This window comes from Pseudomonas paracarnis, assembly GCF_904063055.1.
GTDB classification, from domain to species: Bacteria; Pseudomonadota; Gammaproteobacteria; order Pseudomonadales; family Pseudomonadaceae; genus Aquipseudomonas; species Aquipseudomonas paracarnis.
On record NZ_CAJFCN010000031.1, the window covers coordinates 1 to 10510 of the forward strand.

11 protein-coding genes and 4 pseudogenes are annotated in these 10510 nt (G+C 58.1%); 6 read left to right on the forward strand and 9 right to left on the reverse strand.

Annotated elements, in window-relative coordinates:
- Positions 1-480, reverse strand: a 480-nt coding sequence (locus JMV15_RS27550; protein ID WP_198800213.1) for a transposase family protein, incomplete at its 3' end; no start/stop codon positions are given.
- A gap of 99 nt (positions 481-579) precedes the next feature.
- On the opposite strand from JMV15_RS27550, the pseudogene JMV15_RS27555 reads away from it, so the two are divergent.
- From JMV15_RS27555 to JMV15_RS27570, 4 genes and pseudogenes are all read left to right on the forward strand, one after another.
- Positions 580-816 (forward strand): annotated as a pseudogene (locus tag JMV15_RS27555) (IS3 family transposase); the annotation flags it as partial.
- A gap of 154 nt (positions 817-970) precedes the next feature.
- Positions 971-1447, forward strand: coding sequence for a DM13 domain-containing protein (locus JMV15_RS27560; protein ID WP_011711661.1), 477 nt, complete (start codon positions 971-973; stop codon positions 1445-1447).
- Between the two features lie 400 nt (positions 1448-1847).
- Positions 1848-2219 (forward strand): hypothetical protein, encoded by a 372-nt coding sequence (locus tag JMV15_RS27565; protein WP_052959448.1) that lies wholly within the window; start codon positions 1848-1850, stop codon positions 2217-2219.
- Between the two features lie 41 nt (positions 2220-2260).
- A complete protein-coding gene (locus tag JMV15_RS27570) occupies positions 2261-2521 on the forward strand; it encodes a hypothetical protein (RefSeq protein WP_047296649.1) in 261 nt (86 codons plus the stop codon).
- Here the strand turns inward: JMV15_RS27570 and JMV15_RS27575 are convergent.
- From JMV15_RS27575 to argC, 4 genes and pseudogenes are all read right to left on the reverse strand, one after another.
- Entirely contained in the window at positions 2510-3538 is a 1029-nt protein-coding gene (locus tag JMV15_RS27575; protein WP_003465026.1) for an IS30 family transposase, read from the reverse strand. The two genes, JMV15_RS27570 and JMV15_RS27575, sit on opposite strands and share 12 nt — an antisense overlap.
- A 24-nt stretch (positions 3539-3562) precedes the next feature.
- Positions 3563-4189, reverse strand: a complete 627-nt coding sequence (locus JMV15_RS27580) for a DNA methyltransferase (RefSeq protein WP_003465024.1) — start codon at positions 4187-4189, stop codon at positions 3563-3565.
- A gap of 414 nt (positions 4190-4603) precedes the next feature.
- A pseudogene (locus tag JMV15_RS28510) lies at positions 4604-4759 on the reverse strand (OmpA family protein); the annotation flags it as partial.
- 413 nt (positions 4760-5172) lie between these two features.
- Complete coding sequence (argC, locus tag JMV15_RS27585; protein WP_049275860.1) at positions 5173-6102, reverse strand: N-acetyl-gamma-glutamyl-phosphate reductase; 930 nt, start codon at positions 6100-6102, stop codon at positions 5173-5175.
- Positions 6103-6216: 114 nt separating this feature from the next.
- On the opposite strand from argC, the gene JMV15_RS27590 reads away from it, so the two are divergent.
- Positions 6217-7101 (forward strand): LysR family transcriptional regulator, encoded by an 885-nt coding sequence (locus JMV15_RS27590; protein WP_003465017.1) that lies wholly within the window; start codon positions 6217-6219, stop codon positions 7099-7101.
- A 183-nt stretch (positions 7102-7284) separates the two neighbouring features.
- On the opposite strand, the gene JMV15_RS27595 is transcribed toward JMV15_RS27590, so the two are convergent.
- The 4 genes and pseudogenes from JMV15_RS27595 to JMV15_RS27605 all read right to left on the reverse strand — a co-directional run bounded on the left by JMV15_RS27595 (position 7285) and on the right by JMV15_RS27605 (position 9068).
- A complete protein-coding gene (locus JMV15_RS27595) occupies positions 7285-7548 on the reverse strand; it encodes a uracil-DNA glycosylase family protein (RefSeq protein ID WP_003830781.1) in 264 nt (87 codons plus the stop codon).
- Between the two features lie 61 nt (positions 7549-7609).
- Positions 7610-7930, reverse strand: a pseudogene (locus tag JMV15_RS28900) (uracil-DNA glycosylase family protein); the annotation flags it as partial.
- 28 nt (positions 7931-7958) lie between these two features.
- Positions 7959-8507 (reverse strand): annotated as a pseudogene (locus JMV15_RS27600) (cytochrome P460 family protein).
- Positions 8508-8534: 27 nt separating this feature from the next.
- Positions 8535-9068, reverse strand: a complete 534-nt coding sequence (locus tag JMV15_RS27605) for a carboxymuconolactone decarboxylase family protein (protein ID WP_020309197.1) — start codon at positions 9066-9068, stop codon at positions 8535-8537.
- Positions 9069-9185: 117 nt separating this feature from the next.
- Between JMV15_RS27605 and JMV15_RS27610 the strand changes: the two genes are divergently transcribed.
- Positions 9186-10028: a helix-turn-helix transcriptional regulator gene (locus JMV15_RS27610; protein ID WP_095666632.1), complete on the forward strand. Its 843-nt coding sequence runs from the start codon at positions 9186-9188 to the stop codon at positions 10026-10028.
- Positions 10029-10510: the final 482 nt, after the last annotated feature.

Consider the following 10510-nt stretch of genomic DNA (forward strand, 5'->3'; position numbering starts at 1 on the left):
GTGCAGGGCGAACTCGTCCATCACCAGGCGGCGGACACCGGTTGAATCGAAGTTGCCTACCTCGGCTTGAAGGCGTCGTTTATCGAGCGTTTTGAGGGTGTGCCAATGCAGGCCGGTGAGCTGGCTGACGTGGCTGATCGGCAGCAGCCGCAGCAAGCTTTCGAGCCATATCCGTAACCGCTGGGTCAGCCGAGATGCTGGCTCCAACCAGTCGATCCGCTCGGTCACCCGCCCACAACTCAGGCAATCGACTCGGCGCACTGGTAGTTGAAGCAGGACGCGCTGATCGAACAGATCACGATCACGCACCAGACGAATCCGGCGATCGTGAATCAACGGGCTGAACTGGCCACAACGCCCGCACTTAGGAAGAGAGCCGGCTTGAGGTTCAAGCTCAATGAGGAGGGTGTTATCGGTAGATGGGCGACAGGTAACGGCGTCGTAGCCTGGCCAGAAAGCGGCAAGATCAATAGGATGCACGGCGACAGCAGGGACAGGTGAAGGGTGTGTTTGGCGACTGCCAATTTACCTGCTTCCCTGACTGTCAACTCGCTCTTCCCCCAGACTCCGCGAAGAACCAATTTTATGCGGTGGTACAACAACGAGCACCGACATAGCCGCATCCGGTTCGTCACACCGGCTGAGCGGCATCGAGGGCTGGACCATCAGGTCTTGGCCCGGCGACATGAGTTGTACGAACGAGCCAAGGAAAACAAACCGGAGCGGTGGTCAGGCCGGACGCGTAACTGGGAACCGATCGGCACCGTGTTGTTGAACCAGGATCGAGAGCAACAGAACGAGAAAATGGCGGCATAGTTAGACGGTTGACGCGACAACTACCTTGAAAAATGCCGTCATGGTAGCTAAGCTAGCACCCCACTAACAATATCGCTATCAGCACATACCGCACCCTGTTCGAACTAATGGATTGTGATGGACACACCAAATAACTCACTGTATGAGGCAACCCATGAAAAAGCAATTAAAAATAATTCTGCTCGCGTCCCACCTGGCTCTGTTTGGCGCGGGAGTTGGGCTAGGGATCTATATACTTCCGATTTTGACAGCACAAGAAAACGCCACCATCGCCGAAATTGAAGAAGTGCAAAAGGTGGCAAAGTATAGCGGAGAGTTCAAGAAAGATCAGAAAGGCAGCGACGCCCTTCACTGGGCGAATGGACAACTTTTTGTTACGGATAACGAAATTGTATTTAAAGGTGATGTAGCACCTGGTCCAGACTACAAAATTTACCTGACAAAGAAACAAGCCACCGACAAAGAATCGTTTTTGGACATAAAGAAAGAAGCAATTCTGATTGGCGAATTGAAAAACTTCGGGAATTTCAAGAAAACCATTCCTGCAAGCGTCAACGTCAACGAGTTTACAACGGTCCAAATATGGTGCGAGCATTTCTCTAAGTTCATCGGCTCCGCAAAATATCAGTAAACAAGCTTAAACTTGGATCTTGCCTGTTCACGAATAACATGCGCCTCATGCCAATGGAAATTAAAGTCTTGCCGGGCATGAGGCCTCCCCTCCACGTCTAGATTCTTGAAGTCAAAATTGACCTCAACCGACCCTCAGACACTGACTACGATGCCTGCATACCCTGAAGCGGTTCACCAGATGGGCTTGCGACAGAGATAAGTACGCGCCAACCTCAGATGCCGCTAAGGCTCTATACGCCGCCTTATCGGAATGGGTGGAATTTTGCGCGCGAGCGTCTAATGTTATCCAAGAGCGAGGGCTCTGATTAGTCCCGTCTCCCATGAAGATTCGCAGACTAAGACCCCTATTAAATCTGTAACATTTCGCTAGTTAAACGTTCATAGTGGAGATAAATAAAATGATTTCTTTACTGTGGGGTGAAATTAACCATATCGACAATGTTAGACCCATAGACGATGAGGACCTGCCATGTCTAAATGAAATATTTGAAATATTGAAAAAGCACAACTGCATAGACAGATTTGGCGTGGCACTACTGCACAAACACTTTGATCTACAAGAAGATGAGGTGCTTCTGGAAACAACCGATGTGGATGGGCGCGAACAGTGGATCAGGCCGATTAAAGAAAGTTACTTAAAAGAAAACCGCATTGAAGCGCAAACAACCCTCGTATGTTACTCCGATGCAGGCCTGTCTCGGATGTGTGTTTGCGCGCGAGGGCCTGATGGTCATATAGGAAGACATGCCAGTACTCCAAGCATGGACTAAGTGTCAAAAATAGCTGGCGTGATAAGCGCAATGGAGGGAGCGTGGAGTGGATAAATATTGCCTCGGATGCCGTGAAAATTGGTATGGGAGCGTTGATCGCTGGAATGTTTGGCTATCTCGTCGCGCTGACCAATACTTCGGCAGAGACCAAAAAACTTCATATCACTAAAAAACAACTGCAGCTGGATAAGGTTATAGAAATACTCAATTCATTCCATAAAAATTATGCACACTATAGAGCCAATGTAAGAAATTACACAGGGCGGTTACAGGAGCTGAGTGCAACACGGTTATTGAATTGAAGCTGGAGCATCATGCCGCATAGCCATAGCTTCCTGCATCACCTCGTCCATAACCTCGATCGGACACTTGAAGTCGAAGCGCTTACGGGGGCGCATGTTCAGTTGCAGTGCGATGGCATCCAGTTCCTCCTGGCTATGCACCGACAAGTCCGTGCCCTTGGGCAGGTACTGGCGGATCAGGCCATTGATGTTTTCGTTACTGCCGCGCTGCCAAGGGCTGTGCGGGTCGCAGAAGTAAATCGCCACCCCGGTCTGCTGGGTGATTTCAGCATGCCGCGCCATTTCTCGGCCCTGGTCGTAGGTCATGCTCTTGCGCATCGCCAGCGGCATGCCATTGAGCGCTGCACTGAAGCCTTCCATCGCCGAGGTCGCCGTCGCGTCGTTCATCTTCACCAGCATCAGGTAGCCACTGGTGCGCTCCACCAGCGTACCTACAGACGAGGCGTTGGCCTTGCCCTTGATCAGGTCGCCTTCCCAATGCCCTGGCATCAGTCGGTCTTCGATCTCCGGCGGACGTACATGAATACTGACCCTCTCAGGGATCTGACCGCGCCGATCCACGCCGCCAGAGCGCGGCCTGCGCATCGTCTTGCTTTGGCGCAGGCAGATGATCAGCTCTTTACGCAGCTCGCCGACTGGCAAGGCATAGATCGCGTTATAGATCGTCTCGCGACAGACGTAGGCATCTCTGAGGCTGGGAATATTCATGCTGCGCAGCTTGCCGGCAATCTGCTCGGGAGACAAACGCTCACGCAGCATATGCGCCACCAATTCGAAGCGCTCGCTACCCGGCAACAGCTTTTGCTTCGGTCGACACACCTGACGGCGGGCCTGCATCTGCTGCTGGGCCACGCGGGCCGAGTAGCCGCCACAGGCATCTCGATTGCGGCGCAGCTCCCGGCTGATGGTCGAAGGGGATCGGTTGATCAAGCAGGCAATCCCGCGCAGGCTGAAACCTTGGGCATGACCGATTTGAATGGTGGCGCGCTCTTCAACGCTGAGTTCGGAATAAGACATAGGGACAGCACCGTACCGGAAAGGTCAGGTGTTGCACTCAGTTTTCGCCGCCGCCCCCTTATTATCACTGCGAGGTGAATAGCTTTTCTGCCAATTGATTATGCCAATGCGATTCTCTTCGCCGAAGATTTCGTCCATGAGCATGCCAAGTCTAAATAGTTCCCTATGATCAATACAGATAGCCATAACCCCGCCTGGGGTTAGCATCTCACGCATCATCCAGATTCTGGGTGTCATGAAGCGCAACCATTTGCTGTGCTTGGACCCATCATCTTTAGGAACTACATCGCCGAGATCTGGATCGTTTGGATCCTTGTCCCACTTGTCGTTATAGCGGAAGTCCTCGCCGGTGTTGTACGGCGGGTCTGTTACTACAAGATCAACTTGACCACGATATTTATAGAGCGTGACCATCGCAGAAAGGTTTTCACCGTCCCAGATCTCATTCTCTGACTGGGCGGTTTCCTCTCCAAAGGATACTTTCTTGATAATACGATGCAGCTTCGGCTTGACCTGGCGGATGATCTGCCAGGGAGCAGCCCGCCCGGTGTAACTCATAACGATGCCATTCTTGCCAGCATCGGCAAGCGCCGCATCATGCTCCTGCAGCATACGGACCAAGGCGGCCCTCGGCAGTTGTTCGTAATCCATGCTTGCCCCTTGAATTCGTGCGGCGGCACCGAAAAGCTGAAAATTCTAGTACCGCTCGTGGATGCTTCACCATCCCTAGGGTGGCGAGTGTACTTGTGAACGTATTGATTTGGCTGTTAAACCGTTGAAAAAGACGGATCAACTGAGTTCCAAACGGGCTGCGTACTGGCTGGCAGATGCGAATCCGGCGCACGCCGCTCCCTTCTGGGCTCAAGCCCGCGAAGCGGGCATAAAGAACCCGGCCGAGGCCGGGATCCTTATGGGCTTATGGGCCGGCGTATTGGTCTGCCCAGTCCAAAGCCGGTGCCACGGGAGCTTGCACCTCCTGAGGCCAGGTTTTGGAGCCCACTGCAAATCGCCCGTAACCCATTAAAAGATAGCTGGGCATCCGACGAAAAGAGCACCAAGGCACCATTACCCTTGAGCTACAGCGCCGCTACGGGGCACCAGTTTGATTTCAACGCGGCGATTTTGGGCGCGACCCTCGGCGGTGTCGTTGGGGGCAATGGGCGAGCTGGAGCCTGCACCAAAGGTTTGCAGGCGCGAAGGATCGACGCCATTGCTGCGCAAAGAGAAAAAGGGGACTGATTTATGTGCGCCAGGCAAAGCTTGGTCGCCTGGGAATGACGGCGCAAGCCGTCACGAAATGGCGTAAGAAACCCAGCGGGTATGACCCCCGCCCGGTAAAGGTTAGCCACCGACCGGAAGCGAGTCTTGCGTGGTGACCGGGTAACCGGCGCTGCGAAGCGTAGACAGCAGAAAAGGGGATTTATTTTCCCTACTCTAAAACGGCCGCTGTTGGCCGATTGCTGCCTGTCGTGGACGACCGTTTAACTTCAAAGCCTGACTGGATTGCAAACTGCTGACACGCGTAGATTCTGTTTTCGACTCGTTTAATGCCGTCGATGCCAGGCCATAAACAGAGAGGAAACAACCGCTCGAAAATTCGAGCCATAGACTCTAGAGCCAGTGGGTAGTCGGAGTCATGTTCCTGCAACCATCAAATCCAGATTCTGCACCGCCGCTCCAGCGGCTCCCTTCCCAAGATTGTCAAACACCGCAGCCAACAAAACCTGCCCCGTCTCATCATTTTCACACACCACCAATCGCAAACTATCAGTCCCGTTAAGCGCCTGAGGATCAAGGCACGTCAACCCTTTGGCCTCCTGCATCGACATCACCTGTACATGGTCCGCATCGACGTAGTGCTGCATAAGACACGCATGCAACCGCACCGCATCCACGCCCGGCGCCAACAAGCGAAGTTGCAACGGTATGGTCAGCACGATCCCCTGCCGAAAAGCCCCATAAGCCGGCACAAACATCGGCCGCTCCATCAGACCGCTTTGCTGCTGAATCTCCGGAATATGTTTGTGTGCCAGCCCCAGACCATAAACCTGAAACGCGGGCGCCTGTGATGCGCCCTCTCCCTCATGCTCTTGCACGCCAACGCGCCCTTTTCCGGAATAGCCCGACACAGCATGAATGTTCGTCGGATAGTCCCTGGGCAGCAACCCGGCCTCCAGCAATGGGCGCAGCAGCCCTATCGCCCCCGTGGGATAGCAACCGGGATTGCTGACCCGCCGTGCCGTGGCGATGCGTTGGGCCTGCTGCGAGTTCATCTCCGCGAAACCATAGGTCCAGTCTAGATGGGTGCGGTGCGCCGAACTCGCATCGATCACCCGAACGGCGGGGTTTTCGATGCTCGCTACAGCGTCGCGTGCGGCTTGGTCGGGCAAGCAGAGAATCGCGATGTCGCAGGCGTTGATGATTTCGGCGCGACGTTGCGGATCCTTGCGATGTTCGGGGCTGAGCGTGATAAGCCGCAGATCGGTCCGGTCGCGTAGACGTTGATGGATTTGCAACCCGGTGGTGCCTTGGTCGCCGTCGATGAATATAAGAGGACTTGCCATGGAATGCTCTCGGACATAGGAAATCAGGAGTTCCAATCTTCAGTGAGGGGCTAAGATAGGAAAAGTTGAATTTCTAAACGATGAAATTCAGCTTTTCTGAACAAGGAGTGACTCATGCGCGAAATCAGCCTGGACCGTCTGCGCACGTTGGTGGCCATTGCCGACCTGGGTTCGTTTGCCGAGGCGGCCCGTGTGCTGCACCTCGCGCCACCCACGGTCAGTTTGCATATTGCCGACCTGGAGTCGCGGGTTGGCGGAAAGCTGTTGTCGCGCACACGTGGGCGCATTCAGCCTTCGGCGATTGGAGAAACGCTGGTGGAGCGCGCGCGGCGCCTGTTGGCGGATGCGGAGCAGGCGCTTGAGGACGTGGAGCGTCAGGTGCAGGGCTTGGCCGGGCGTGTGCGGCTGGGTGCCTCCACAGGGGCCATCGCACAGTTGATGCCGCAAGCTTTGGAGACGTTGGGCCAACGCCACCCCGCTATCGATGTGCAGGTCGCGGTGCTCACGTCGCAGGAAACTTTGAAGAAGCTTGCCGAGGGCTCTTTGGAGATCGGTCTGGTCGCGCTGCCACAGACCCCGGTGAAGGAATTGCGGATCGAGCCATGGCGGCGGGACCCGGTCATGGCCTTCTTGCCGGCTCGCTGGGAATGCCCGGATGTTGTGACCCCCGGTTGGCTGGCCGCCCAGCCATTAATTCTGAATGACAAAACTACTCGGCTTTCGCGCTTGACCTCGGAGTGGTTCGCCAGTGATGGACGGCAGCCCACGCCGCGTATTCAACTGAACTACAACGATGCGATCAAAAGCCTAGTGGCGGCCGGTTATGGTGCGACGTTGTTGCCGCATGAAGCCTCCACGCCATTGCCCGATACCAGGATCGTCATGCGGCCATTACAGCCCTTATTGTGGCGTCAACTTGGTATTGCCCACCGTGGTGGGGACGTCGAGCGGCCTACGCAACATGTGCTGGATGTGTTGTGGGGGTTGAGTGCGGGCTAGGGCGATGTTGTCAGAGAAAGGACCGCTTTCGACCCGGTCATACGGTGATTGAGGTCCCAGGCGTCAGCTACCGCACCTGAAGCCGTCGTTCATCGCTCCAAAGCCGGTGCCTGTCTCCGTTCGCCCAGGCCAGGGTGTCGTAGTACTTGTGCAGCAGCTCGGTAATGGCGGCGGTGTCGTCGGTCATGGGGTTTCCTTGGGGTTGGCGGTGAGGACTGCCTGGACGCGTGCTTGCAGCGCGGGCAGCACGTCTTGTTGGAACCAGGGGTTGCGCACCAGCCAGCGATTGTTGCGCGGGCTAGGGTGAGGCAGGGGGAACGCTTGCGGCCAGTGCTCGCGCCAGGCTTCGACCACCCGGGTGAGCGGCGTCTTGCCAGTACCGAGGTGGTAGTCCATGGCGTAGCTGCCCAGCACGATGACCAGCGACAGGCGCTCGAAACGCTGCATGAAGGCTTCGCGCCAGGCGGGGGGCGCACTCCGGGCGTAGCGGCAGGTCACCGCTTTTGCCGGTGCCCGGATAACAGAAGCCCATGGGCAGAATGGCGATGCGGGTAGGGTCGTAGAAGGTGTCGCGGTCCACGCCCAGCCAGGCGCGCAGACGCGCGCCGCTGGCGTCGTCGAAGGGCACGCCTGAGGCATGGACCCGGGCCCCCGGTGCTTGGCCGGCGATGAGGATGGGCGCACTCGGGTGAAACTGGAAGACCGGCTGCACGCCGTGTGGCAGATGCGGTGCGCAGCGCGTGCAGGCGCGGACGTCGGTCAGAAAGGCGTCGAGTGTCGGCATGGCGCGCTTCCGGAAAGGGTGGCTCGCGCAGGACGGAGGTGCCATCCTGCGCGAAGCGTAACCCGGCAGCAAGTCAGTGCTGGGTCAGTGTCGGATAGCCCTGGATGAATACGCGGTCGGTCTTGGCCGCCGGCACATGGCAGCCCATGCAGTCGGCTTCGTAGCTGACGGCGACATTCTTGGCGGGGGCGTCGGCCTTGAACAGCGCCCAGCCCCAGCCGTCGCCCCACAAGGGGTTGCTGGCGAAACGGCCTTTGGCGTCCTAGACCATCACGAACCACACGGCCGCATCGGAACCCCAGACCACAGGGTTGCCAGTGGTCATGGCGCTGGTTTCGAGCTTGCGGATCTCTTTCACCAGCGTGGCGCCGTCCAAGAACTTGCCGGTCTTGCGGTAGTGCTCGGCCGAGGCCTTTTCGGTGTACACATCGTGCAAGCCGCGAGAGGCGGATTTTTCGTCCAACACCGCATATGAGCCCAGGTGGACGAAGTTTGTGCGGAAGTCTGTGGGGCGGCTGATGCCGCCCTGGCTGTCCACATAGGGCGAAAAGTCGCCGGCCGTGACGGCCAGTGGCAGGACGAGGGCGCTGGCGAGCAGAGCGCCGGTGAGTGCGATTTTCATCGTGTTCTCCTTATATGCCTATGGAGATCAGACGGCGACCACGGGGAAATCCACCGTGGTGTCGGCGATGTGGTTGGTGTAGTTGGTGAGCGTGTTCAGCGCGACGTTGGCGATCACTTCCAGTATCAGGCCGTCGTCGAGCCCCGCGCGGCGGTAGTTGGCCATGGCGTCGGCCGACACCACGCCGCGTTGCTCGACCAGCGCGCGGGCAAAGCCGGCGATTGCATCGTCAAGTGCGTTGGCCGCCTGGCCGGTGCGGGCCGCGGCGATGGCCTCTGCCGACAGTCCGGCACCTTTGCCGATCAGGGTGTGTGCGCTCAGGCAATACTGGCAGCGATTGGCTTGACCGGCAGCGAGCGCAACGATCTCGCGCTGGGAGGCATTCAGGCGGCCGGTGCCCAGCGTTTCGGACAAGCCGAGGTAGCCATTGAGCGCCGCCGGCGCGTGGGCCAGCGTGGCGAACAGGTTCGGCACCATGCCAAGCTTGGCTTTGACGGCCTTGAGTGTGGCAGCGGTAGCGGCGTCAGCGGTGTCGATGGTCAGGGGGGCGATTTGGGTCATGTCTATCTCCGTAGTGGGTGAGGTGCAAGAGCACGTGGGCATGATCGCCCTTTGTTTGGTACGATATGGCACGTAAAGTATCAAATACGTAACCTATCGTCTTATATGGAGAGTGGAATGGCGGATCGACTGGCCGGCTTGCTCCGGCACTACTCGCTTTCGGCGCGCGTTTTTCACAGCGGCGCCTTCTGTGGGCAGCATCATTACGCGGCGCCGCATGGCTATATCCATCTGGTGCGGCGCGGCCCGATTACGGTGCGTTCGCCCGTGCATGAAGATCTGCTGGTTACCGAGCCGAGCCTGCTGTTTTATCCGCGCGTGGCGTCGCATCGTTTTGTCGCCGCCCCCGGCGATACCGCTGAGCTGTTGTGTGCGGAGGTCGACCTGGGCGCTTCGACGGGCAATCCGTTGGCCATGGCCTTGCCGTCGATGCTGCTGATTCCGTTGGCGGACTTGCCCGGCCTCGGGCCGACGCTAGAGTTGCTGTTTGCCGAAGCCGAGCGCGACCAGTGCGGTCGGCAGGCCGCCATCGACCGCTTGTACGAGTTGCTACTGATCCAGTTGCTGCGTTATCTGATGGATGGGCGGCTTGGCGCCACCGGACTGCTGGCGGGCCTGGCCGACCCGAAACTCGCGCGCGCCATAACCGCCATGCACGATGCGCCGCAGACCGCGTGGTCGCTCGAGGCGCTGGCGGCGAAGGCGGGCATGTCACGCGCGCGCTTCGCCGCCGCGTTCAAGGACGCGGTGGGCGTCACGCCGGGCGACTATCTGGCCGACTGGCGGATGAACGTCAGTTGCACCCTGCTCAAGCAGGGGCGGCCGGTGGCGGTGGTGGCCGACCGCGTCGGCTACGGCAGCCCGAACGCTCTGGCGCGCGCCTTCCGCGTGCGCATGGGCTGCGCCCCGCGCGACTGGCTGGCGCAGCAGCGCGGTGACGCGGCGCTCAGCGGTTCGTGAGTTTGAGTTCGATTCGCCGGTTCTTGGCGTAGGCGGCGCCGGTGTTGCGCTCGTCGAGCGGGTGAAATTCGCATCACGCCGGAACAACTGGCGGAACTCCAGGTGGCGATCCGTCAACGGCTGGTCAGTCTGTTCGTGCGGCGCGGCCGGCTGGACAAGGCTGAGTCAGTGGCGCAGGTAGCTGGATGACGCTGTCCCGCCCTGAGCCGACGCTCACAGGCGGGGATTTCCAGTGTCGTCATTGTCGGCTATTGGCCGGCAGCAGCCCGTCGTTGCCTGATGGATCCAACCCCTCCGCTGCTATAGTGCAGTCGGCTTCTGACGTTCAGTGCAGCCGTCTTCTGAAAACGACAGTGCTACCTGTGCAACACCCCCTCAAAAATGTACGGAAAACTCTATCGCTATTCACTATTATGCGGAAACCTGTTTTTGATGGTTATCCGCCTATGTTGGTTGGCTACATGCGCGTGTCGTCGGACTCC

Coding starts and splice junctions, on each gene's coding strand:
- JMV15_RS27565 (WP_052959448.1), top strand. CDS start 1,848: ATGATTTCTTTACTGTGGGGTGAAATTAACCATATCGACAATGTTAGA.
- JMV15_RS27575 (WP_003465026.1), bottom strand. CDS start 3,538: ATGTCTTATTCCGAACTCAGCGTTGAAGAGCGCGCCACCATTCAAATC.
- JMV15_RS27610 (WP_095666632.1), top strand. CDS start 9,186: ATGGCGGATCGACTGGCCGGCTTGCTCCGGCACTACTCGCTTTCGGCG.
- JMV15_RS27605 (WP_020309197.1), bottom strand. CDS start 9,068: ATGACCCAAATCGCCCCCCTGACCATCGACACCGCTGACGCCGCTACC.
- JMV15_RS27595 (WP_003830781.1), bottom strand. CDS start 7,548: ATGCAGCGTTTCGAGCGCCTGTCGCTGGTCATCGTGCTGGGCAGCTAC.
- argC (WP_049275860.1), bottom strand. CDS start 6,102: ATGGCAAGTCCTCTTATATTCATCGACGGCGACCAAGGCACCACCGGG.
- JMV15_RS27560 (WP_011711661.1), top strand. CDS start 971: ATGAAAAAGCAATTAAAAATAATTCTGCTCGCGTCCCACCTGGCTCTG.
- JMV15_RS27590 (WP_003465017.1), top strand. CDS start 6,217: ATGCGCGAAATCAGCCTGGACCGTCTGCGCACGTTGGTGGCCATTGCC.
- JMV15_RS27580 (WP_003465024.1), bottom strand. CDS start 4,189: ATGGATTACGAACAACTGCCGAGGGCCGCCTTGGTCCGTATGCTGCAG.